We start from the raw sequence: 21,010 nt of genomic DNA, 5'->3' as shown, positions 1-21,010 counted from the left end.
CCTGGCCGGCCCTGCGCGCTTCTCCGGCCGAGGGGCGCGGCCAAGGGCATCGCCCCGCTGCGCGCCTCCGGTACAGGAGCGTGATCAATGCATATCGGTGTGAAGGCAATCCTCGGCGCGGCACTGCTCGGCGGGGCCGCGGCGCTGGGCGGCTGCATGGACGACGGCTATGGCTATGGCGGCTCGCGCGTCGCGGTCGGCTATGGCGCAGGCTATGGCAGCCCGTACTGGGGCTGGTACGATGACTATTATTATCCCGGCACCGGCGCCTATGTGTACGACCGCTATCGGCATCGCCACGCCTGGAACGACGGCCAGCGCGCCTATTGGGAGCAGCGCCGCGGGTCTTGGCGCGGCGAACAGCGCTGGCGCAACAATTGGCGCGATTTCCGCGGGCGGCCGGGCGGAGGGCGGCGGCGCTGAGCGCCGCCTCTCCCGGTACCGGGACGGGACGCCTTTTGAAGGCATCATGCTTTCATCAGCAAAACCAATATTTATTGGCTATGTCTTGACCGTTGCTGACTGCGGCCGGGCGTCACGGCAAGGTGCCGAGCAATCACAAATCATGTCGACCCTGCAACGGCACGCGGTACCTGCCTAAGTAACTTCCCTTTACCTGGAATCCGCAACAAAAACATTTTCCGCGTCTATGATGTCTTTGACGAAGATCAAGGACGGGGCTGGGGTATGGAGTGGTTCAAGGCGAATGCGCCGATTCGACTGAAGCTGTTGATTGCATTCGGTCTGTTCGTCGGTTTCATGGTCGCGGTTACCGCCGTGGATGCAGTGTTGCCCTGGGCGCTTTCGCTCGAGATCGACGCAGGGCTTACCCTGCTTGCCCTGGTCTGCGCCTGGTGGCTGCGGGAGGCGATCGCGGTGCCCTATGTGACCACCGTGGTCCGCATGGAGGCGCTGGCAGCGGGAGACCTGAAGAGCCCCATTCGCTATACGGAGTTCACCGATTGCGTCGGCCGGCTCACCCGGGCGATGGCCAGCTTCAAGCAGGCGGCCGAGGAGCAGATCGAGCTCAACGCCGTTGCGCATGAACACGCCGCCGTCGTGCGCGGCATGGGCGTCTATTTCCAGCGGCTGGCGGACGGCGATCTCAGCGCCAAGATCAGCGAGCAATATCCCGAGGAGTTCAGCGGCCTCAAGGACGGCTATAACGGCGCCATCGACCGGCTGCGCGACCTGATCGATGCGCTGATGGACAGCACCCAGTCGATCGAGACCGGCAGCCGCGAGATCACCCAGGCCTCGGGCAATCTCGCCCGCCGCACCGAGCAGGCCTCGGCCGAACTGAGCAACACCGCGGTTGCGGTGAAGCAGATCACCGGCAGCGTGCGCGAAACCGCGGTGGCGGCCGACCAGTCGCTCGCCGCCAGTCACTCGGCGCGTTCGGCGGTGATCGAAGGCCGCAACCGCACCACCGCCGCCACCGTGGCGATGGACGCGGTGACCGAAAGCTCGGCGGCGATCGACGGCGTGATCGAGGGCCTTGAGAAGATCGCCTTCCAGACCCGGGTTCTCGCGATGAACGCCGCCGTCGAGGCAGGCCGCGCGGGCGAGGCGGGGCGCGGCTTCGCGGTGGTCGCCGATCTGGTGAGCGCGCTGGCGCTGCGGGCGGAGACCGAATCGGCGAGCGCCAAGGAACAGCTCACCCGCGCCCGCGACGAGATCGGCACTGCCGTTGCCGCGGTGGGCCTGATCGACGAGGCATTCCAGACGATCGAGACTTCGACCGAGGACAGCGCCCGCCGTGCCGACGAAATAGCGCGCGCCAGCCGTGAGCAGGCCGATGCCACCAAGGCGGTGTCGAGCGCGCTGAGCTCGATCGAATCGGGTATCCAGCAGAATGCGGCGATGGTCGAGGAAACCTCTGCGGCGACCACCCACCTGCTCCGCGAAGTCGAAGTGCTGAGCGGCCAGACCGGCGCCTTCAAGCTCGAGCGCGGCGCGGCCAAGCGGGGCGCGGCGATGCTGCAGGCGGCCTGAGGCTGCGCTCAGCGGCCTGCGCTGGGCAACGCAGGCGGCGTGAGGACGCGGAGACGATCGAACGCAAGGTTGAGCGCGACCACGATCGCCCCGCCGATTAGCGTCGCTACCAGGCGGTCGACCAGCAGTCCGGGCGCCACCGGCTGCCCGATGTCGATCACCAGCAGGATCAGCGGTGCCGAGAGGGTCGCGTAGAGCAGAGAGCTGCGCGCCCGCGCCACCGGCACCAGCATGGCCAATACCGCCGCGACGATTCCCAGGGCGATCGGGCCGTGGGCGACCGTGAACAACAGCCAGGCAAGCGCGACGCCGCCGATCGTGACGAGTAGCCGCTGGACCGTCGTTACCGGCAGATGTGCGATGGCGTGCTCGGTCAGCAGCGCGACGGTCAGCACGATCCAGGCAAAATGATGCGCCGGAAAGGCGTGGCGCAGCAGGCTGGCGATGCCCAGGCCGATCGCCAGCCGCAGCGGGAATTGCCAGCCGGCAAGGCTGCGCAACTGCTTCCGCAGATACGCGCGTCTCTGAGCAGGGCTAGGCTGGCGGCGGGCGTCCGCGGATGCCGATTCTGTCGAGCCTCGCAGATCGAGCAGCAGGCGCAGCAGGATGTTCCACAAGGCGCCCAGTCCGAAGACCAGCGCGCCGCCTGCGCCGTGCCCCGCACTGCCTTCGATCAGCGTCATTCCCAGTACGCAATAGATGTTGAAGCGGATGGCAGCCCCTGCAAGCGGCCGGCTATAGTTCACCGACAGCGCCGCGATGGCGACGGTCAGGATCATCGCAGGGTCGGGCGCGGGTAGCCGGGCAAGCAGCGTCGCGGTTGCCACGGCGGCGAGCGCCGGCAGTGCCGTGGCGAGAAGCCGTGTCGTCCGGCCGCCGCCCGTGCTGCTCGCCTCGGCGGGCCCTCCGGCGAGCAACACCGCGCCGAGCCCGATCAGGAAGCCGGCATGCGGTTGCCCGAGCAGCAGCCCGAAGGCCACCGGCACCGCCATGCCGAGCGCGCCGATCGCCATCGCACTTGGGCGCACCGGATCGGTGCGGTCGACGGCGAGAAGTGCCTGCAAGGGGCCCGGCAGGCTCAGGCGCACAGGCCGCGATTCTGGTCCGCTGCGGCACGGATCAGCGCGCGGAACGCCGTCTCGTCGAGCACGGCGTCCTGCCGCAGATCGATGGCGCGGCGGGTGCCGGCGTCGAGGCTGGCGTTGAACAACCCGGCCGGATCCGGCAGCGCTGCGCCGCGTGCGAAGGTGAGCTTCACCTTGTCCTTGTAGAGCTCGCCGGTGCACAGGATGCCGCCATGCGACCAGACGGGCACGCCGCTCGGGTTGCCTGGCTTGCGCCATTTCACCTCCTCGACGACGTCGGGCACAGCCTCGTGGATCAGCCGACGGACGCGCGCCAGCAGCGCGCCGCGCCAATCGGCGAGCGCGGCGATCTTGGCATCGATTTCGGCGGTCGCGGATGGCGCGGCAACGGACATGATCCTTCTCCCGGACGGGGTACCTGGCGAGCCGCCCGGCACCGCGTGGCGCCGAGCATAGCTGCGAAAAGATCCCACGTCTGCGGACGGACTCGACGTATGCCTCAGCGGGCGCGGGTGGCGTTCCAGTTGAACAGGAAGGCGCGGTGCTCGGCCCAGGTCTGGCCTTCCACCCCGTCGCCGCGTAGGCAGGCGGCGGTGTGATAGGGGCCCTTGCCGTCCGACGTGCGGAAGCTCACGCAGGTGCGGCCCCGCGCGGTCTTCCAGCGGCCGCCTTCGATCGTGCTGTCGTAGAAGCTGCCGCTGACCGAACCGTCGGGCGCGAGCTGCAGCACCATGGTCTTGAGATAGGGTTCGCTCGGCTTGGCCGAGAGGTCGACAATCCAGCTGCCCGCAAGCGAGGCTTCGGTCTGGGCGGCGGCGGGGGCACTCAGGCAGGTGGCGGCACACAGCAACAGGATGCGGCGCATGGCGACTCTCCTCGCGAGGATTGGGGGAGCGTAGCTGCTGGCGCGGCGATGGCTAGGGGGATCTGGCGGACGGCGCGGAATGCGGTCGACCATCGCGAGGCTTCCTCCCCCGCATAGCGCCCGCTGCCTCGGAGGGCGCGACGGATACCGGACCCGGACGCCCGTGAAGCGGCGCGTCCGCTCACGCCTAGTTGCGGACATTCGAGGTCTGACGCATGCTCTTCAGCGGCCGGGGGGAGAGTGGTGAATGGGACACGATATCAGAGCCGTGATCGGGTTTCCCGAAGCAGTGCAGGCCATTGTGCGTGGAGCGGGATGTCCCAACGCGACGGCCTTGCCGCAAGGGTTTGCAATCGCTCCGCTGGGTCACGATCAGATAGATGCACTCACCAAACTTGAGCCGGGACGGCACGTAGACGGCTTTGTTCATCTATCTGACGGACTGAAGAATGGCATATTATCCCTCATCGGTGATGCGAGCCTCGCTTACATCGAGACCAACTATTTCGGAGGTACGGGTTCACAAGGTGCCGCACTTTTAAGAGACGGTCAGACCGTCTACGAACGGTCGACACCTGTTGATTGCGCGCCGGTAAGCGCAAGCAGCCCGATCAACAGCGTCCTACGAGATCTCGGTGTGCAAACCAGCGACGGTGATGAGTTCGACGCCTTGGGTTTGTTTAATTTTCGAAGCCTTGAGGCGCTCGGCTTAATCGAGGACGAGGACTAGCAGGTGAGCGGGCAATGTCCGCTTCCCTCCACGATCCGCCGTTCACTCGCACCCAGAGCCGCCGTCTGACGGCGACATGGTCCCGCAATCACCCCGCCGTGCGGCGCGCGATCAGGGCGTTGGCGATGAAGGTGAGGACCGGCTCGTCCTGCTGGTTGTAGGTCGTCAGGCGGCTGCGGACGATGCCCATGTCGGGGCGGCTCTGCGAGGCGCGGGCCTCCAGCACTTCGGTCTCGCAGCGGAGCACGTCGCCGGGATAGACCGGCTTCAGCCAGCGGAGTTCGTCGATACCCGCTGCGCCCAGGCTGGCGATCGGGTCTTCCGCATAATGCGCGACCAGCATCGCCATCGTCATCGCGTTGGTGTGCCAGCCGCTCGCCGCCAGCCGACCGAAATGGGTCTTCGCCGCCGCCTCGTCGGAGAGGTGGAAGGGCTGGGGATCATATTTGCGGGCGAACTCCAGCACTTCCTCGCGGGTGACGTCGTAGCGGCCGAAGCTGGCGCGGTCGCCTGGCTGGATGTCGTCGAAGAAGCGCATGGCGACCAGTTTCATTGAGAAACCCGTTGCTGGCAAGCGGATTCAGCGGGGCTGGAGGAAGGCGCGGAAGGGCGTGTCGTCTCCGTCGAGCCCGGCCTTGGGCGGCAGCGCGAGCAGGTCGCGGAGCAGCGGCGCGACGTCGACATTGTCGAAGGCCGGGACCGTGCCGTGGCGGAAGGCGGGGCCGGCGGCGACAAACAGCGCGGCCATGTCCGCCGAGCGATTGTCATATCCGTGCTCGCCGCGCGTGAAGGGCGCATCGGGAAGCTTCTCGACGATCATCCAGCGCGGCTCGGCGAGGCAGAACAGCGCGGCGATGCGCGGGTTGTTGCCGTAGCGGAAGCGGGCGGGGATCTCGGCCTTGCGCCAGCATTCCATGTGCGGATGGGGTCGGAGCAGTGCCTGCTCGACCAGCGCTTCCTTGCCGGGCAGCGGGTTGAGCGCCGCGAAGGGGCCGGCTTCGATCAGGTGGTAGCTGTCCTTGGGCAGGCCGAGGGGAATGACGCGGGTGTCGCTGGTCTCCGACATGCCGTGATCGGAGACGACGACGAGGTTGGCGGGCTGGTGGAGCGCGGCGAGACCCTCGACCAGCGCGCGGATCTGCGCGTCGACTGCGGCGGCGGCCCGGGTGACCTCGGGCGAATCCGGCCCATGTTCGTGGCCGACCACGTCGACCCGGTCGAAATAGAGCGTGACGAAGCGCGGGCGGTTGGCGGCCGGACGGCGCAGCCAATCGAGCACGGTGTCGACACGCTGGGTGTCGTTCACCGCCTGGTTGTACTGGAGCCAGTCGCGCGGGCGGGTGCCGCCGGCATAGTCGCCGTGGTCGGGCTTGGTGATCGTGCTGCCCCAGGCCACGTTGGCGCCCGGCCAGAACACCGTGCCGGTGCGGATGCCGGCCTTCTCCGCCTCGACCCAGATCGGCGCGGCGGCGTTCCACCAATAAGGGGCATCGCTGGCGGTGGTGAAGGTCTCGTTCGGGTGGGCGGGGTCCTCCATCCGGTTGCCGACGATGCCGTGATGGTCGGGCACCAGCCCGGTGACCAATGTCCAATGGTTGGGGAAAGTCTTGCTCGGGAAGCTCGGGCGCATCGGGCCGGTGATGCCCTGCGCGGCGAGGCGGACGAGGTTGGGAGTGACGCCGCGCTGGAGATAATCGGCGCGGAAGGCGTCGATCGAGATCAGGATCGTGACGGGCGGGCGCGCTTCGACCGCTGCAGGGGGCGGGGGCGGGGCCTGGACCGGCGGGGTGGCACAGGCCTGGAGGACCCCGATGAGGGCAGCCGCGGCGATTCTGGTGGTCCAGCGCATGGGGTGCGCCATGCGCCGGATTTGTTGCGGGGGGAAGACCGGGCGTTTCCCCCTCCACCACCGCCTTCGGCGGCGGTCCCCCTCCCCCCGCTGCGCGGGAGAGGAAACGCTCTCTGCCGCCGTCGCACTAGCGTCTCCTCCACCGCGAAGCGGGGGAGGGGGACCGCGCCGCGCCAGCGGCGTGGTGGAGGGGGCCTCCGCGCTTACCGCCCCAGCGCGAACCGCGCGAACAGCGTGTAGCTCACCGGCGCCTTGCCGTATGCCGCGTTGAGCACCGACGGCTTGGCATAGGCCGCCACCGACCCGCCCAGTGCCAGCTCGGTCTGGTGCGCGAGCGGGATGCGATAGGCATAGCCCCCCTCGAACCGCGTCACCCGGAATTTGCGGTCGTGCAGCGGATCGTCATGGTCCGGGAAGAGCTCGTCATTGGCGACATTCTCCACCCGCCCGAACAGGCTGTGGCGGCCGGCCAGATCCCAGTTCGCCTCGGCGGTGAAGGCGCTGAGCACCGGCCCGGGCAGGCGGTGCTTGGCAGCATAGGCGACCATCGCCGACACCTTGCCGCTGCTATAGTGGAGGCTGGCGGTGGTGCGCTGCTCGTCCTCGCCCTGATGGGTGACTTCGGGGCTCTTGAGATGCCCGGTCGAGACCTGCGCCAGCCAGTTGTCGGTCGGCGACCAGCTGGCGCGGACGCTCCAGCTGTCGAGCTTGATCGGATCCACGTCCCAGCGATGCTCGTCGGGCTCGCGGCCGTTGAACCACGAGCCTTCGAGCTGCAGGCGGCCCGCCTGCACGCCGCCGGTGACGACGCCATAGGTGATGTGGCTGCTGTCGAACCAATGGTGCGCGATCGGCGACAGCGCGAAATAGCGCGCCGAGCGGCGGTGCATGAAGGCGCTGGGCCCGAGCGCCGGCTCGGCGACGGGGCCGCCATAGACGAAGAGCTTGGTATCCGGCGCGACCTGGGCGTCGACGCGCGCCGAGAGCTCCATGAAAAGGTCGTGCGGGTGCTGGCGGTCGACCAGCGGCTGGCCGTTCGCGGTCTCGCCGCTGGCAAAGAGATTGGGATAGCCGCGCTGGCCCATGGCGGGCTCCAGGCTGCCCATCGCGCGGAGCTGGAGACTGGTAGCCCCCCAGTCCCGGCTGGCGCTGAGCATCGCCATCGATTCGACGAAGGCCTTGTCGGTGCCGCGCGGCCCGCCCTGATCGGTATAGACGCCCCAGAGATAGCCATGCGCCATCACCATCCAGTCGCCATGGCTGAGCATCACGCCGCGCATCGGCCCGTCGGCCTGGGGCAGCAGCGCGGTGCCCGAGCCGCCGGCGGCATGGTCGGATCCCCCCATGCGCATGGACGACATCGGCTGATCCATGTCCATGCCGGGCATCGTGTGGCCCATTGCGGCATGGTCCTGCGGCGCGGGTTCGGCGGGCATGGATCCCATGTCGTGCATGCTGTGATCCTCCTGCGCGAGCGCAGGAAGCGGGGCGAGCAGGGCGACGGCGGAGAACAGGGTACGCAAGGGTCAGACTCCCAGCACAGCACGCGCGAGCATCCACAGGCCCATCGCGATCATCATCAGGTTTTCGGTGAGCGACACGAAGCCGAGCGGCACATTGCTGTCGCCGCCGACACAGGCGCATTTGAGGTCGCGGCGATCGACATAGACCGCCTTGAACACGGAGACGGCGCCGATCCCGCCAATGCACAGGGCGAGCGGCGCGGAGAACCAGGTCAGCACGTTCGCGGCCATCAGCAGCCCGGCCGCGGCCTCGGCGAACGGGTAGAGCGTGGCGTAGGGCACCCAGCGGCGGGCGAGCAGGTCGTAGCCGAGGAACATCGTCGCGAAGCCGGAGACGTCGCGCAGCTTGAGCATGGCGAGCAGGCACATCGCAAAGCTGACAAACCATTCGCCCGCGCGCATCGTGAACGGCGTCGCATAGGCGGCCTGGCTGGCGGCGAGCGCCATCAGCGCGGCGATGGCGAACAGCGCGATCACCGGCATATAGGTCTTCGCCTTGGGGTCGCGGACCTTCAGGCCGAGGAAGCGGCGCAGGTCGTCATGCCCGCCGATCCGCCGCTCGCCGATGAACACCTGCGGCGTCGTGGTCACGCCGTGGCGGACCTTGAACGCGTCGGTCTCCTCGCGGGTGGTGAGGTGGCGATCGTCGACGGTGTAGCCGCGGCGTTTGAGCAGGTGGAGGGCGCGCAGGCCCCAGGGGCAGACATGCGTGCCCATCACCATGCGGTAGAGAATTGCGTGTTTTTCCAAGGCGGATGACATGGGGTTTCCTTCACTCCGCGCGCCCTATAGGGTCCGTACCATGGTACGGAGTCAAGCGATGTCGCAGCTTACGATCGGAAAACTTGCCGATGCCGGCGGGGTGGGCGTGGAAACGGTGCGCTATTATCAGCGTCGCGGGCTGCTGCCGACGCCGGTGCGGGGCGGCGGGCCCGATGCGGGCGTGCGCCGCTATGGCGAGGAGGAAGTGCAGCGGCTGCGCTTCATCCGCTCGGCGCAGGCGGCAGGGTTCACGCTGGAGGAGATCGGCGAACTGCTCGAGCTCGACGCGACCGACGATCGGGCGCGGGCACGCGAACTGGCGCGGGCGCGGATCGCGGCGCTCGACGTGAAGATCGCCGAGCTGGTGCAGGCGCGCGAGGGGCTCGCCCGGCTGGCGCGCGAATGCGGGTCTGGCAAAGCGGGGCCGTGCCCGATCCTGACGGCTTTCGAGGGGTAGGGGGGACGGAAGATCCTCCCCCGGAGGGGGAGGGGGACCGCCGCCAAAGGCGGTGGTGGAGGGGTGTCCCCGCTGGTGACTGCGGATGCTTGACCAGCGGGGACACCCCTCCGTCAGGCCTACGGCCTGCCACCTCCCCTTGCAGGGAAGGATCTTAACGTCAGTACGCCATCTCGAACGCCGGCTCGGCGACGGCATGGCCGTACCGGACCACCTCCTCGTCCACCCGGAACGCCTCGGCATTGCCGAGCAGCGTCGCCGCCTCGCGATCGAGCGAGCGGGCGGCGGCGGAGGTTTCCTCCACCATCGCGGCGTTCTGCTGGGTCGCGGTTTCCATTTCCACCACCGACCTGGTGATGTCGGAGATCGCACTGGCCTGCGAGCGATTGTCCTCGCGCAGCGCCTGGAGCAGTTCCTGGACGCTGTCGAAATTCTCGACGATCTCGCCCAGCGCCGTGTCCACCGCGCGGACTTCGCTGGCAGCGGTGGCGACGTCGATCTGCGTCTCGTTGATCAGTTCGCGGCCGCGCTTGGCCTCTTCCTCGGCGCGCAGCGCGAGCGCGGAGACGAGATCGGCGACCACCGCGAAACCGCGGCCCGCCTCACCCGCTCGACCGGCTTCCACCGCGGCGTTCATCGCCAGCACGCGGGTCTGGAACGCGATCTTGTCGAGGCCTTCGACCACGGTGTCGATCGCATTGGCGCGTTCGGACACGCTGTTCATCGCGGTCGCGGCGTTCTGCGCGGTGGTGCGGCCCGAATGCACCATCGCGCCCGCCTGTTCGGCGCGCTCCATCGTCGTCTCGGCCGACTGGCTGCTGCTCTTCAGCCGGTTCTCGATCAGCTGGATCGCGGCGCTGGTTTCCTGCAGCGTATTCGCCGTCATCTCGGTGCGGCGGGCGAGATCCTCCGAGGCGGTGGCGATCTCGCTGGAGCCGGTGCCGATGTTGCGCGCGCTGTGGATCGCGGTGCGCAGCATCGCCGAGAGCGCGCCGGCGGCGCGGTTGAAGCTCACGCGGACGGGCTCGTAGACGCCGGGGAAGGGACTGTTGATGCGGTGGCGCAGATCGCCCTTCTCCAGCGCGGCGAGCGCGGCGCCGAGCATCTCGCCCACATTTTCCTGCTCGGCGAGGTGGGCGGCGTCCATCTCGGCGCGGCTGCGCGCGGCGGCGTGGAAGCGGGCGACGGCCTGCGCGATGTCGCCGAGCTCGTCGGTGCGGTCGCGATAGGGGATGGCGGTGTCCTGCCCGCGCGACAGCGTGGTGGTCGCTTGGGCTACCTGCGCCAGCGGCTGCGCGACGCGGCGGGTGAGCCACCAGGCGAACCAGCCGATCGTGCCGAACAGCGCCAGCGCGAGCAAGGTCAGCACGCCGATCGAGACGCCGAGCGACTGGGACGAGCGATCGCCGAACGCCGCCTGTTCCTTGGCGGTGGCGCTGACCAGCGCGTCGATCGCCTTGCGGTGCGCGTCATAGGCCTCGGTCAGCAGGACGTAGCGGGCGCGGGCGGTGACCAGATCCTTCGCGGCGATCGCATCGAGGAAGGCGCCCTGCGCCTCCTGCCAGAAGCGCATCGCCGGGGTGTGCGTGTCGGCAAGGATCGCGCGCTTGAGGTGCTCGGGCAGGGCGGACTGTTCCCACACCGCGTGGCGTTCGTCATAGGCCTTGCGCAACTCGGCGAGGCGGGCGCGAGTGGCGTCGACGCGCTCGGGGTGATCGAGCAGCAGCGTCGCTTCGAGATAGGGCTCGATGATATATTCGGGCGGGGGCAGGATATCGGCGTTGAGATCGGCGATCTCCATCGATGCGCGATGCATCGGTCCGCCCATGCGAATGGCGTGGATCCGCCACGCCGAGACGGCGAAGGCGATGGCCAGAAGCAAGATCAGCGCAATCGCGCCGCTGCGAACCCGCGCGGTAATCGTCATGAAATCCCCCCGAGTGACTTTTGCCCCCGTACCGGACCCATTGTAGAAACATTTCTAGCGCGTTGCCGGGCAGAGCGCAGATTTGTTGTGCACGCGCCGGGTGCCTCGATCCGCAGCACGGAAGCACGGTCGAAAATTCACATAGGTTATCGTCGCGCACCGCCGAATCAACGATTGCGGAGGAGAAACATTGTGCCAGCCGCGGGGGCAGGCGTGATGCGCTGCGTGGAGGAGTGTAATGGGCGAAGCAGGCTACCCGATCGGTGGGGGGCAGCTCGGGCAGCTAATCCGGGATTTCGACTGGGCGGGCACCTCGATCGGGCCGCTGGCGCAGTGGCCGCAGAGCCTGAAGTCGGTCACCCAGATGCTGCTGCTCTCGCCGGTGCCGATCGTGCTGCTGTGGGGCAAGGACGGCGTGATGATCTACAACGACGCCTATTCCGAATTCGCCGGCAGCCGGCATCCCGCGCTGCTGGGGTCGAAGGTGCGCGAGGGTTGGTCCGAGATCGCCGACTTCAACGACAATGTCATGCGCGTGGGCCTGAGCGGGCAGACGCTCGCCTATCGTGACCAGGAGCTGGCGCTGCAGCGGCGCGGCAAGCTCGAGCCGGTGTGGATGGACCTCGATTACTCGCCGGTGCTCGATGAATCGGGCCGGCCGGCCGGGGTGATCGCGATCGTCGTCGAGACCACGCAGAAGGTGCTTGCCCAGCGTCAATTGCGCGAGAGCGAGCGGCGGCTGCGTGCGTTCGTCGAGGCGACCTCGGATGCGATCTATCGGATGAACCCCGACTGGTCGGAACTGCTGCACCTCGATGGCGGCACGTTCCTCGCGCATGCGAACCAGACGCTGCCCCAGTGGATGGACACCTATGTTCCCGCGGAAGATCGCGACCGCGTGCAGGACGCGATCGTCGAAGCGGTGGCGACCCGGCAGCCGCTCGAACTCGAACATCGCGTGCGCCAGGCCGATGGCAGCATCGGCTGGGTAGCGTCGCGCGCGGTGCCGCTCACCGACGAGGCGGGGGAGCTGGTGGAGTGGTTCGGCGCGGCGTCCGACATTACCGAGCAGCGGCGCACCAACGAGCATCTGCGGCTGGTGATCAACGAACTCAACCACCGGGTGAAGAACACGCTGGCGATGGTCCAGGCGATCGCGATGCGCACCTTCCGCGCCGCGCCGGACCTGGCGGTGGCACAGGAGCAGTTCGCCGCCCGGCTGGTGGCGCTGGCCCAGGCCAACGACCTGCTCACCGGCGAGCGCTGGGCGGGGGCGTCGCTGCGCGAGGCGATCGACCAGGCGGTGCGCCCGCACCAGCATGATCCGGCGCGCTGCACGCTGCAGGGGGCGGACGTGCGCATCTCGCCCAAGACCGCGCTGGCGCTGGCGCTGGCGATGCACGAGCTCTCCACCAACGCGGTGAAATACGGCGCCTGGTCCAATGATACGGGTCGGGTGGCGATCGCTTGGTCGGTCGCGAACGGTCAGCTTCGCCTGGAATGGCGTGAGCGCGGCGGGCCGGCGGTGGCCGCCCCGGCACGCCGCGGTTTCGGATCCAGGCTGATCGAACGTGGCCTGGCGGGGGAACTTGGCGGCACGGTTACGCTTTACTTCGAGCCCGAGGGGCTGCGCTGCACCGTCGAGGCGCCGCTCGCCGCCGTAACCGTGGAGTAGGATAAGGCCGTGCGTGTCCTGATCGTCGAAGATGAAATGACGATCGCCTTCCTGATCGAGGACATGCTGACCGATCTCGGCCACGAGGTGGTGGAGATCGCGATGCGGCTCCCCGAGGCATTGGAGGCGGCGCGGCGGGTGGAGGCCGATCTGGCGATTCTCGACGTGAATCTCGACGGCCACCGATCCTTCCCGGTAGCGGACATCCTCGCCGAGCGGGCGATCCCCTATGCCTTCGCCACCGGCTATGGCGCGTTGGGGCTGGAGGGCGCCTATCGCGAGCGGCCGGTGCTGGCCAAGCCGTTCCTGCGCGAGCATCTCGCCGCGCTGATCGCGAAGGCGTGCGGGTAGGAACACTAGGTTATCCCTCCTCCTCGGAGGAGGGGTTGGGTGGAGGGATTCCAGAACGTCGGCTGGTCTCTGCGAGACACAGCCCCACCCCAACCCCTCCCCTGAAGGGGAGGGGCTAAGCATTCTCAGCTATGCAGGAAGTGCATCACGTCGCCGTCCTGCACGATATACGCCTTGCCTTCCGCGCGCAGCTTGCCGGCCTCGCGGGCCTTGGCTTCGCCGCCCAGTGCGACGAAATCGTCATAGGCGATCGTCTCGGCGCGGATGAAGCCCTTTTCGAAATCGCTGTGGATCTCGCCCGCCGCGTTGGGCGCGGTGGCGCCGCGATGGACGGTCCAGGCGCGCGCTTCCTTGGGGCCGACGGTGAAGAAGGTCAGCAGGTCGAGCAGCGTGTAGCCGGCGCGGATCACGCGGGCGAGGCCGGTTTCCTCCAGCCCGAGCTCGCCGAGGAACTCGCCGCGCTCGTCCATCGGCATGGTCGCGATCTCGGCCTCGATCGCCGCGGAGACGACGACTGCCTGCGCACCCTCGGCGGCCGCCTTGGCGAAGACCTTGGCCGAGAGGTCGTTGCCGTTCGCCGCGTCTTCCTCGTTGACGTTGCACACATAGAGCACCGGCTTGGCGGTGAGCAGCTGGGCGAGGCGCAGGTAGCGGGCCTCGTCCTCGTCCTTGGGTTGGGTGAGGCGGGCGGGCTTGCCGTCGCGCAGCAGGTCGAGCGCCTGGCCGAGCACGCTCGCGGCGGCCTTTGCTTCCTTGTCGCCCTGCGCGGCCTTCTTGGCGAGGTTGGGCACGCGCTTCTCGAGGCTTTCGAGGTCGGAGAGCATCAGCTCGGTCTCGACCGTCTCGGCATCGGCGATCGGATCGACCTTGTTGTCGACATGCTGGATGTCGTCATTCTCGAAGCAGCGCAGGACGTGGACGACCGCGTCCACCTCGCGGATGTTGCCGAGGAACTGGTTGCCCAGGCCTTCGCCCTTGCTGGCGCCGCGCACCAGGCCGGCGATGTCGACGAAGCCGAGCTGCGTCTCGATGATCTTCTGCGAGCCGGCGATCTCCGCCAGCTTGTTCAGCCGCGGATCGGGCACCGCGACGTTGCCGACGTTCGGCTCGATCGTGCAGAACGGATAATTGGCTGCCTGCGCCGCGGCCGTCTCGGTCAGTGCATTGAAAAGCGTGGACTTGCCGACATTGGGCAGGCCGACGATGCCGCAACGGAAACCCATGGTAGTTCGATCCTGTCGTGAAGGGGCCGGCGGGCGCGCCGGCGATATGGCGGGCTCGATACGCGCAGGCGGCGGGTTTTTCCAGTGTAACGCGCGCGGCCTTGACGCAGGGGCGTTCATCTGGGGTACAGGGGGCCAAGTCATTCCCTGTCGTGCGCCAGGTTCTCGAGGAGTTTTCGTATGATTCGCCGTTATGTCATTCTGGGCAGCGCCGCGGCTGCGGCCGCGCTGGCAAGCTGCAGCGGCGGCGGGAATTCCTCGTCGACGCCGACGCCCACGCCCACCAGCTCGGCCACGCCGACGCCGACGCCGACTGCAACCTACACCGCTTTCCCGCTGACCGCGGCCGCCGAGTTCAGCACGCTCAACGCGACCACCAACTATACCGGTGATCCCGCCGCGGGTGCCGTGACGCTGGGCGTGACCGCGACCGAGACCTTCACCAGCCGCGTCAAGCTGGCCGCGACCACCGACCTCACCAACGGCACCTTCGTGATGGACGAGGCGACCGAGGAATCGCGCTTCGTCGGCACCAACGTCACCACCACGGCGGCGCCGACGGTGACCGAGTTCGTCTATCGCAGCGTCAGCACCGCCACCGGCGCGGCGGCGGGCAATTTCAGCCAGCTCGAAGTGCTCAACAACATCGGCGCGGCGACCGTCGTGACCAGCGATAGCCTGCTCAAGCAACTCACCGTGCTGAGCTACGCCAATTGGTGGCGCGGCGATTCGACCACCGGCCAGAAGCGCCTGACCTATTCGATCTGGGGCTATCCGACGCTGAGCTACGACATGCTCACCACCGGCACGGCGAGCTACAATGCGCGCATCGTCGGCCGCGCGGTCAGCGTCGCCAACAACGCGACCACGATCGTCCGCGTCGGCGGCACCGCGACGGTGTCGGTCAACTTCGCCACCGGCCTCGTCACCACGACGATGAACCTGACGACGCTGCCGAGCGGCGGCGCCGAAACCGCCTATGTGACCCTCAACGCGCAGGGCGCGATCCCGATCGGGCAGAACCAGTTCAGCGGCAGCCTCGTCAGCGGCAGCGCGGCGAGCGGCACGATCGCCGGTGCCTTCTACGGCTCGAAGGGCGTGAACCTCGGCATCGTCTTCGGCGCCTCGGGCACGATCAACGGTGCGGACACCCGCATCGTCGGCGAAGTGGTCGGCGTAAAGCAGTAAGCGCTTCCGCCAAGCGGAACGGGAGGGGCTCGGGAAACCGGGCCCCTTTCTTTTACCTGCTGCCGGAGGGCGCGAGCGGCGGCGAGTAATCGGTCATGGTCATGAAGATGCTCTCGACCTTGGTGACGATCTTGCCGTTCGCCTCCGATTCGGCGACCACTTTCTGCCATTCGGGATCGGCGCCGAACGCCTTCCAGTCCGCCTCTCGCGCTTCGCGGCTGGGGTAGGAGAGGATGTAGACCACGCGACCGTCGGGCGCGTCGGCGCGGGGCAGCTCGTTCCAATAGGCGACATTGTGCATGCCGTGCTTGGCGAACAGCTTGAGCGTGTGGTTGCGGAAGCGGGCGTTGAGCGCCTCGGCCTTGCCCGGCGCAGGGTAATAGATGCGCAGCTCATAGACCGGCTGTTGCGCCTGGGGAGCGGCAGTCTGTGCCGCGGCGGGCGCGGCGAGCGAGAGGAGGGCGAGCAGGGCAGGCAGAACCAGGCGCATCGGGCATCCCTTCATCGAGTTCGACGGCGAGGATGCCACGGTTGCTGCCGGTATCAAGCGCTAACATGTTGGATGGATGGAGAAACCCGGGGCGGTGCTCAGTCCTGCATCCGGCGCGCCACCTCGTTCATGAACCGCACATCGTCGCCCGCCGCCAGCCACGGTGCCTCGGCGGCGATCGCGCCGAGCATGTCGGACAACGCCTCGATTTCGGCCTTGGCATAGTTGCCAAGGACATAGCCGGTCACCCGGTCCTTGTGGCCGGGATGGCCGATGCCGAGCCGCACCCGGCGGAAGTCGGGCCCAAGATGCGCGTCGGTCGAGCGCAGGCCGTTATGCCCGGCGGTGCCGCCGCCGCGCTTCACCTTCACCTTCATCGGCAAGAGGTCGAGTTCGTCGTGGAAGACGGTGACGTCCTCGGGCGCGAGCTTGTAGAAGTCCATCGCCGACCGCACCGCGCGGCCGCTCTCGTTCATGAAGGTGCCGGGCTTGAGCAGAACGATCTTCTCGCTGCCGATGCGGCCTTCCTGGGTCCAGCCCTGGAACTGCTTCTTCGGCGCGGAAAAGCCGTGCACCTCGGCCAGCGCGTCCATCGCCATGAACCCGACATTGTGGCGGTGCATCGCATATTGCGGCCCCGGATTGCCGAGACCCACCCACAGCTGCATCACCATTCTCCCTATGCCGGTTTGCGGTCGCCCTCACCCTTCCGCGGCTTCGCCGCTCCCTCCCTCTCCCAATGGGAGAGGGAAGGGGCCCGCCGCCGGAGGCGGTGGGAAGGGTGAGGGTGATCCGCGGCTCCCGAAAAACAAAATCGCCCCCGCACCTAGGGTGCGGAGGCGATCTTTTGAACCCGTGAAGGGAAGGCCGATCAGCCCTCGGCCGACTCGGCTTCCGCTTCGCCGTCCGCCGACTTCAGCGCCGACGGTGCGACGACGGTGGCGATGGTGAAGTCGCGATCGGTGATCGCGGAGGTCGCGCCCTTGGGCAGGGTCACGGCTGAGATGTGCAGCGAATCGCCGATTTCGAGGCCCTTGACCGAGATCTCGATCTGGTCGGGGATCTCTGCCGCGTCGACCACCAGCTGCAGCTCGTGGCGGACGATGTTGAGCACGCCGCCGCGCTTCAGGCCGGGGGCCAGCTCTTCGTCGACGAACACGATCGGCACTTCGACGGTGACGGTCGCGTGCTCGGAGATGCGCAGGAAGTCGACATGCAGCGGACGATCGGTCACGACGTCGAAGGCGACGTCCTTGGCCAGCGTGCGCTCGCCGTTGACCATGATCACCGAGTTGAAGAAGTGGCCGGTGTTCAGCAGCTTCTGCAGCTCACGCTCGTTGACGTGGATGCTGGCAGGATCCTGCTTGTTGCCATAGATGACGGCGGGGACGCGGCCTTCACGACGCAGCGCCCGGGAGGCTCCCTTGCCAGCCCGGTCGCGCGTTTCGGCCGACAGCGTAAGCGTGTCGCTCATGTGTCGATTTCCAATGCGCTAAAATGTTTCAACGTGCATGCAGCGGCAGGCCTCCAGGGATGACCCTGCCACGGCAAGCGCGCGCCTATAGGCGAAGCCGGCCGAAATCGCAAGACGCGCGCTTCGCATGCCACTCCCATGGTGCGACGCAACATTTTTTTGGGAGCCGAACCGGGTTTCGAGTGTTATATAACGCCGCTGGCCGGTGCTCCGGCCGCGCAACCTAAGTCGACGACGAACGGTCACATTCCGCGGGTAGATGGTGCAATTAGATAATAATTGCTGAACATGGACGCTTGCGGCAGTGGAAGATCGCTGACTAAAAGGGCATTGAGGCGCGGTCTCCTGTGCTCCTTGTGCATGTGCGTTGTGGCGGAGGGGGCGGCTCGAACGGTTTTGTAGTGATCTGAGCCAGTCGATCGGCGGAAGCGAATATCGACAGGTTGAAATTGCGCTCGGGGGATTAAGATGGCGAAATTCGGGGCTGCGGCTCTCATCCGGCGGAAGCTCAGGCGCTATGCGGTTGAGATCTACCGACTGTATCTCAACAAGTTCTGGGGCATGCACATCGCCGAGGGCTGCGCGATCTCGCTGTCGTCGAAGCTGGACAAGGCGCATCCGGACGGCGTCTGGATCGGCAAGGACACCGCGGTCAGCTTCGGTGCGGCGATCCTGACGCATGACTATGTCCGCCGTATGCACCTGAAGACGATTATCGGCGAACGCTGCCAGATCGGCGCGCATTCGATCATCTTCCCGGGCGTGAAGATCGGCGACGGCTGCATTGTCGCCGCCGGCAGCGTGGTGATGCGCGACATTCCCGACGGCTGCCTCGCCGGCGGCAACCCCGCGCGGGTGATGGAAAAGGGCCTCGTCACCGGGCAGTGGGGCCTCATCCTCTCGCGCGCGAGCGCCGATGCGGCACCGGCCGCTCCGGCTGCGGCGTCCACGCCCGCCGACGCGGCATAAGTTCTTTCTTTCCCCATCAAGGATCTACACATGGCCGAAGACCTGCACGAAATCGTCGCGCGCGCACTGATGCTCGATCGCTCCGCGATCACCGACGACCTGAAGTACAACTCGATCCCCGAGTGGGATTCGGTGGCGCACATGGCGCTGATCGCTGAGCTGGAAGCCGCGTACGACGTGATGCTGGACACCGACGACATCGTCGCGATGTCGAGCGTCGGCACGATCCGCGAAATCCTCAAGAAATATGATGTCGAGGCCTGACCTGCTCGCCGGCCGCGTCGCCCTGGTCACCGGGGCGTCGCGCGGCATCGGCGCGGCGATCGCCAAGGGGCTGGTCGAGGCCGGCGCTACCGTCTGGCTCGCGGCGCGGACCGAAGGGTCGCTGGATGCGACCCTTGCTACCCTAAACGCGCTCGGCGCGGGGGAAGCGCGCGCGCTCTACTTCGACGTCGCCGATCCGGCGGCGATCAAGCAGGCCTTCGGGACCATCCAGAAGGCCGATCGCCGCCTCGACGTGCTGGTCAACAATGCCGGCATCCTCAAGGCGTCGATGATCGAGATGGCCTCGGTCGAGATGATGGACGAGACCTATCAGGTGAACCTGCGCTCGGTGCTGGTTGCCTCGCAATATGCGGCACGGCTGATGGCACGCAACGGCGGCGGCTCGATCATCAACCTCACCTCGATCATGGGCGCGCAGGGCTTTGCCGGCCAGGCGGTCTATGCCGCCAGCAAGGCAGGCGTGATCGGCGTGACCAGGAGCCTCGCCAAGGAATTCGCCGCCCGCCAGATCCGCGTCAACGCCATCGCGCCGGGCGCGATCGACACGGCGCTGATCGAAGGGCTGTCGGAGGAGAAGCGGCAGGAGACCGTGGCGTCGATCGGCATGGGCCGTCTCGGCACTCCCGAGGACGTGGCGGGCCTCAGCCTGTTCCTCGCCAGCGACTCCGCCCGCTACATCACCGGGCAGGTGATCGGCGTCGATGGCGGGATGATGGTCTAAGCGGATGTTCGATCGGGTCTTCCAGGAATTTGCCGGCAATCCCTGCGTCGCCGACGGCGAGCGGGTGCTCAGCTATGCCGAGACGCTGGCACTCGGCCAGCGGTTGATCTCGGGCCTGCCCGAGGCGCGGTCGCTGGTCGTGCTCCGGTGCAGCGTTTCGGCGGAATCGATCGCCGCCTATGTGGCGCTGCTGCACGCAGGCCATGTGCCGCTGCTCCTGGAGGCCGATCTCTCGGAGCTGCTGTCCGAGCAGCTCTACGCCGCCTATCAACCCAGCGCGATCGTCGATCCGGTCGCCGGCAGCGTGCGCGTGACCGATGCGCCCGCGGCCGAGCTCCACCCCGATCTGGCGCTGTTGCTCACCACCTCGGGCAGCACCGGCTCGCCCAAGCTGGTGCGCCAGCGCCTTGCCGGCATCACCGCCAATGCCGAGAGCATCGCCCAGTATCTGGCGCTGACCGCCGACGAGCGGCCGCTGCTCCACCTGCCGATGAGCTATTCCTACGGCCTGTCGGTGATCCACTCGCACCTCGCGGTGGGGGCGTGCATCTGCGTCACCCGCAAGACGGTGATGGAGCCTGGTTATTGGGACGATCTGCGACAGCACGAAGCCACCTCGATCGCCGGGGTGCCGTTCCACTATACGACGCTCCGCCGCTTCGGCGAGGAGAAGCTGAGCCTGCCGAGCCTGAAGACGCTCACCCAGGCGGGCGGGCGGCTCGATCCGCGCGTGGTTTCCTTCTTCGGCGACTGGGCGGCACGGACCGATCGCAAGTTCTTCGTGATGTACGGCCAGACCGAGGCCGGCCCGCGCGTCGCCTATCTGCCGCCCGAACATGCCGCCGCCCATCCGGACGCGATCGGCGTCGCCATTCCCGGCGTGACGATCGAACTGGTCAAGGAGGACGGCGCCTCGGCCGCACCCGGCGAGACCGGCGAGATGCGGATCCACAGCCCCGCGGTGATGATGGGCTATGCGCTGGAGCGCGCCGATCTCGCCAAGGGTGACGAGCTGGGTGGTGTGCTCGCCACCGGCGACCTGGCGCAGCTGGGTGAGGACGGACTCCTCCGGATCGTCGGGCGCAGCTCGCGCATCCTCAAGGTGTTCGGCCTGCGCGTGAACCTCGACGAGGTCGAGCGCCGCATCGCCACGCCCGAGGCCGAAGTGTTCTGCTTCGGCGCGGACGACAAGCTGCAGGTGCTGATCCATGGCAGCCTCGACCCGGTCGAGGTGCGCAAGGCCATCGTCGATGCTTTCTCGCTGCCGCCGCGCGGCATCGAGGTGCGCAACGGCGGCCCGGTCGAGCGCACCGCCTCCGGCAAGGTGACGGCCGCCGCGCTGCAGGCGGCATGGGAGCAGGCCTCCAAGCCTGCGTGACTTGAACAGCCCTGGCCGACGCCAGATATCGGTGCGATGCCGGGCCCGATAGCGTTGTCGGTG

At 67.6% G+C, this 21,010-nt stretch carries 23 protein-coding genes; 11 read left to right on the top strand and 12 right to left on the bottom strand.

Going from position 1 to position 21,010, the window contains the following annotated elements; genetic code table 11:
* The first annotated feature begins 87 nt into the window (after positions 1 to 87).
* Entirely contained in the window at positions 88 to 423 is a 336-nt protein-coding gene (locus tag BM009_RS04125) for a hypothetical protein (RefSeq protein ID WP_093294038.1), read from the top strand.
* Positions 424 to 687: 264 nt separating this feature from the next.
* Positions 688 to 1,995 carry a methyl-accepting chemotaxis protein gene (locus tag BM009_RS04120; RefSeq protein WP_093294036.1) on the top strand — a complete coding sequence of 436 codons (1,308 nt, stop codon included), beginning with the start codon at positions 688 to 690 and terminating at the stop codon, positions 1,993 to 1,995.
* An 8-nt stretch (positions 1,996 to 2,003) separates the two neighbouring features.
* Here BM009_RS04120 and BM009_RS04115 read toward each other — a convergent pair whose 3' ends face one another.
* From BM009_RS04115 to BM009_RS04105, 3 genes are all read right to left on the bottom strand, one after another.
* On the bottom strand, positions 2,004 to 3,059 hold the full coding sequence (locus BM009_RS04115; RefSeq protein WP_254772137.1) for an FUSC family protein: 1,056 nt from the start codon (positions 3,057 to 3,059) through the stop codon (positions 2,004 to 2,006).
* Between the two features lie 14 nt (positions 3,060 to 3,073).
* Entirely contained in the window at positions 3,074 to 3,475 is a 402-nt protein-coding gene (locus tag BM009_RS04110) for a DUF1801 domain-containing protein (protein WP_093294034.1), read from the bottom strand.
* Positions 3,476 to 3,579: 104 nt separating this feature from the next.
* Positions 3,580 to 3,945 carry a hypothetical protein gene (locus BM009_RS04105; RefSeq protein WP_093294032.1) on the bottom strand — a complete coding sequence of 122 codons (366 nt, stop codon included), beginning with the start codon at positions 3,943 to 3,945 and terminating at the stop codon, positions 3,580 to 3,582.
* Between the two features lie 247 nt (positions 3,946 to 4,192).
* Between BM009_RS04105 and BM009_RS22110 the strand changes: the two genes are divergently transcribed.
* Positions 4,193 to 4,675 carry a hypothetical protein gene (locus BM009_RS22110; RefSeq protein ID WP_139216525.1) on the top strand — a complete coding sequence of 161 codons (483 nt, stop codon included), beginning with the start codon at positions 4,193 to 4,195 and terminating at the stop codon, positions 4,673 to 4,675.
* Positions 4,676 to 4,763: 88 nt separating this feature from the next.
* On the opposite strand, the gene BM009_RS04100 is transcribed toward BM009_RS22110, so the two are convergent.
* The 4 genes from BM009_RS04100 to BM009_RS04085 form a co-directional block, all read right to left on the bottom strand.
* Positions 4,764 to 5,213, bottom strand: a complete 450-nt coding sequence (locus BM009_RS04100) for a MaoC family dehydratase (protein ID WP_093294632.1) — start codon at positions 5,211 to 5,213, stop codon at positions 4,764 to 4,766.
* Positions 5,214 to 5,255: 42 nt separating this feature from the next.
* Positions 5,256 to 6,524 carry an alkaline phosphatase family protein gene (locus tag BM009_RS04095; protein WP_093294031.1) on the bottom strand — a complete coding sequence of 423 codons (1,269 nt, stop codon included), beginning with the start codon at positions 6,522 to 6,524 and terminating at the stop codon, positions 5,256 to 5,258.
* A gap of 203 nt (positions 6,525 to 6,727) precedes the next feature.
* Positions 6,728 to 8,047 carry a hypothetical protein gene (locus BM009_RS04090; protein WP_254772136.1) on the bottom strand — a complete coding sequence of 440 codons (1,320 nt, stop codon included), beginning with the start codon at positions 8,045 to 8,047 and terminating at the stop codon, positions 6,728 to 6,730.
* A gap of 3 nt (positions 8,048 to 8,050) precedes the next feature.
* Positions 8,051 to 8,809 carry a glutaredoxin family protein gene (locus BM009_RS04085; RefSeq protein ID WP_175487884.1) on the bottom strand — a complete coding sequence of 253 codons (759 nt, stop codon included), beginning with the start codon at positions 8,807 to 8,809 and terminating at the stop codon, positions 8,051 to 8,053.
* Between the two features lie 58 nt (positions 8,810 to 8,867).
* Between BM009_RS04085 and BM009_RS04080 the strand changes: the two genes are divergently transcribed.
* Positions 8,868 to 9,266, top strand: a complete 399-nt coding sequence (locus tag BM009_RS04080; protein WP_093294027.1) for a MerR family DNA-binding protein — start codon at positions 8,868 to 8,870, stop codon at positions 9,264 to 9,266.
* Positions 9,267 to 9,426: 160 nt separating this feature from the next.
* Here BM009_RS04080 and BM009_RS04075 read toward each other — a convergent pair whose 3' ends face one another.
* Positions 9,427 to 11,193, bottom strand: a complete 1,767-nt coding sequence (locus BM009_RS04075) for a methyl-accepting chemotaxis protein (RefSeq protein ID WP_093294025.1) — start codon at positions 11,191 to 11,193, stop codon at positions 9,427 to 9,429.
* A 238-nt stretch (positions 11,194 to 11,431) separates the two neighbouring features.
* On the opposite strand from BM009_RS04075, the gene BM009_RS04070 reads away from it, so the two are divergent.
* Both BM009_RS04070 and BM009_RS04065 read left to right on the top strand, forming a co-directional pair.
* Positions 11,432 to 12,868 carry a sensor histidine kinase gene (locus BM009_RS04070; protein WP_093294024.1) on the top strand — a complete coding sequence of 479 codons (1,437 nt, stop codon included), beginning with the start codon at positions 11,432 to 11,434 and terminating at the stop codon, positions 12,866 to 12,868.
* A 9-nt stretch (positions 12,869 to 12,877) separates the two neighbouring features.
* Positions 12,878 to 13,219 (top strand): response regulator, encoded by a 342-nt coding sequence (locus BM009_RS04065; RefSeq protein WP_093294022.1) that lies wholly within the window; start codon positions 12,878 to 12,880, stop codon positions 13,217 to 13,219.
* Positions 13,220 to 13,344: 125 nt separating this feature from the next.
* Here BM009_RS04065 and ychF read toward each other — a convergent pair whose 3' ends face one another.
* Positions 13,345 to 14,442 (bottom strand): redox-regulated ATPase YchF, encoded by a 1,098-nt coding sequence (ychF, locus tag BM009_RS04060; RefSeq protein WP_093294020.1) that lies wholly within the window; start codon positions 14,440 to 14,442, stop codon positions 13,345 to 13,347.
* Between the two features lie 180 nt (positions 14,443 to 14,622).
* On the opposite strand from ychF, the gene BM009_RS04055 reads away from it, so the two are divergent.
* A complete protein-coding gene (locus BM009_RS04055) occupies positions 14,623 to 15,630 on the top strand; it encodes a transferrin-binding protein-like solute binding protein (protein ID WP_093294019.1) in 1,008 nt (335 codons plus the stop codon).
* Positions 15,631 to 15,682: 52 nt separating this feature from the next.
* Here BM009_RS04055 and BM009_RS04050 read toward each other — a convergent pair whose 3' ends face one another.
* From BM009_RS04050 to BM009_RS04040, 3 genes are all read right to left on the bottom strand, one after another.
* On the bottom strand, positions 15,683 to 16,120 hold the full coding sequence (locus BM009_RS04050) for an NIPSNAP family protein (RefSeq protein ID WP_093294017.1): 438 nt from the start codon (positions 16,118 to 16,120) through the stop codon (positions 15,683 to 15,685).
* Between the two features lie 98 nt (positions 16,121 to 16,218).
* On the bottom strand, positions 16,219 to 16,788 hold the full coding sequence (gene pth, locus BM009_RS04045; protein ID WP_093294015.1) for an aminoacyl-tRNA hydrolase: 570 nt from the start codon (positions 16,786 to 16,788) through the stop codon (positions 16,219 to 16,221).
* Positions 16,789 to 16,991: 203 nt separating this feature from the next.
* Positions 16,992 to 17,594: a 50S ribosomal protein L25/general stress protein Ctc gene (locus BM009_RS04040; RefSeq protein WP_093294013.1), complete on the bottom strand. Its 603-nt coding sequence runs from the start codon at positions 17,592 to 17,594 to the stop codon at positions 16,992 to 16,994.
* Between the two features lie 468 nt (positions 17,595 to 18,062).
* On the opposite strand from BM009_RS04040, the gene BM009_RS23075 reads away from it, so the two are divergent.
* The 4 genes from BM009_RS23075 to BM009_RS04020 are packed head-to-tail and all read left to right on the top strand — an operon-like array spanning position 18,063 to position 20,947.
* The gene (locus tag BM009_RS23075) at positions 18,063 to 18,563 is read left to right on the top strand and encodes an acyltransferase (RefSeq protein WP_093294011.1); all 501 of its coding nucleotides are present in this window, start codon (positions 18,063 to 18,065) and stop codon (positions 18,561 to 18,563) included.
* 30 nt (positions 18,564 to 18,593) lie between these two features.
* Positions 18,594 to 18,827: an acyl carrier protein gene (locus BM009_RS04030; RefSeq protein WP_093294009.1), complete on the top strand. Its 234-nt coding sequence runs from the start codon at positions 18,594 to 18,596 to the stop codon at positions 18,825 to 18,827.
* Positions 18,814 to 19,569, top strand: a complete 756-nt coding sequence (locus BM009_RS04025) for an SDR family NAD(P)-dependent oxidoreductase (RefSeq protein WP_093294007.1) — start codon at positions 18,814 to 18,816, stop codon at positions 19,567 to 19,569. Before BM009_RS04030 ends, BM009_RS04025 begins: the two co-directional genes overlap by 14 nt.
* Positions 19,570 to 19,573: 4 nt before the next feature.
* Positions 19,574 to 20,947, top strand: a complete 1,374-nt coding sequence (locus BM009_RS04020) for an AMP-binding protein (protein ID WP_093294005.1) — start codon at positions 19,574 to 19,576, stop codon at positions 20,945 to 20,947.
* The last annotated feature ends 63 nt before the right edge of the window (positions 20,948 to 21,010 follow it).

Origin of the sequence: Sphingomonas sp. NFR04, assembly GCF_900114095.1 — a bacterium.
Taxonomy (GTDB): Bacteria; Pseudomonadota; Alphaproteobacteria; order Sphingomonadales; family Sphingomonadaceae; genus Sphingomonas.
This window is presented reverse-complemented; position numbering and strand designations above follow the sequence as displayed.

Coding starts and splice junctions, on each gene's coding strand:
- BM009_RS04125 (WP_093294038.1), top strand. CDS start 88: ATGCATATCGGTGTGAAGGCAATCCTCGGCGCGGCACTGCTCGGCGGG.
- BM009_RS04120 (WP_093294036.1), top strand. CDS start 688: ATGGAGTGGTTCAAGGCGAATGCGCCGATTCGACTGAAGCTGTTGATT.
- BM009_RS04110 (WP_093294034.1), bottom strand. CDS start 3,475: ATGTCCGTTGCCGCGCCATCCGCGACCGCCGAAATCGATGCCAAGATC.
- BM009_RS04105 (WP_093294032.1), bottom strand. CDS start 3,945: ATGCGCCGCATCCTGTTGCTGTGTGCCGCCACCTGCCTGAGTGCCCCC.
- BM009_RS22110 (WP_139216525.1), top strand. CDS start 4,193: ATGGGACACGATATCAGAGCCGTGATCGGGTTTCCCGAAGCAGTGCAG.
- BM009_RS04100 (WP_093294632.1), bottom strand. CDS start 5,213: ATGCGCTTCTTCGACGACATCCAGCCAGGCGACCGCGCCAGCTTCGGC.
- BM009_RS04095 (WP_093294031.1), bottom strand. CDS start 6,524: ATGCGCTGGACCACCAGAATCGCCGCGGCTGCCCTCATCGGGGTCCTC.
- BM009_RS04085 (WP_175487884.1), bottom strand. CDS start 8,809: ATGTCATCCGCCTTGGAAAAACACGCAATTCTCTACCGCATGGTGATG.
- BM009_RS04080 (WP_093294027.1), top strand. CDS start 8,868: ATGTCGCAGCTTACGATCGGAAAACTTGCCGATGCCGGCGGGGTGGGC.
- BM009_RS04075 (WP_093294025.1), bottom strand. CDS start 11,193: ATGACGATTACCGCGCGGGTTCGCAGCGGCGCGATTGCGCTGATCTTG.
- BM009_RS04070 (WP_093294024.1), top strand. CDS start 11,432: ATGGGCGAAGCAGGCTACCCGATCGGTGGGGGGCAGCTCGGGCAGCTA.
- ychF (WP_093294020.1), bottom strand. CDS start 14,442: ATGGGTTTCCGTTGCGGCATCGTCGGCCTGCCCAATGTCGGCAAGTCC.
- BM009_RS04055 (WP_093294019.1), top strand. CDS start 14,623: ATGATTCGCCGTTATGTCATTCTGGGCAGCGCCGCGGCTGCGGCCGCG.
- BM009_RS04050 (WP_093294017.1), bottom strand. CDS start 16,120: ATGCGCCTGGTTCTGCCTGCCCTGCTCGCCCTCCTCTCGCTCGCCGCG.
- pth (WP_093294015.1), bottom strand. CDS start 16,788: ATGCAGCTGTGGGTGGGTCTCGGCAATCCGGGGCCGCAATATGCGATG.
- BM009_RS04040 (WP_093294013.1), bottom strand. CDS start 17,594: ATGAGCGACACGCTTACGCTGTCGGCCGAAACGCGCGACCGGGCTGGC.
- BM009_RS23075 (WP_093294011.1), top strand. CDS start 18,063: ATGGCGAAATTCGGGGCTGCGGCTCTCATCCGGCGGAAGCTCAGGCGC.
- BM009_RS04030 (WP_093294009.1), top strand. CDS start 18,594: ATGGCCGAAGACCTGCACGAAATCGTCGCGCGCGCACTGATGCTCGAT.
- BM009_RS04025 (WP_093294007.1), top strand. CDS start 18,814: ATGTCGAGGCCTGACCTGCTCGCCGGCCGCGTCGCCCTGGTCACCGGG.
- BM009_RS04020 (WP_093294005.1), top strand. CDS start 19,574: ATGTTCGATCGGGTCTTCCAGGAATTTGCCGGCAATCCCTGCGTCGCC.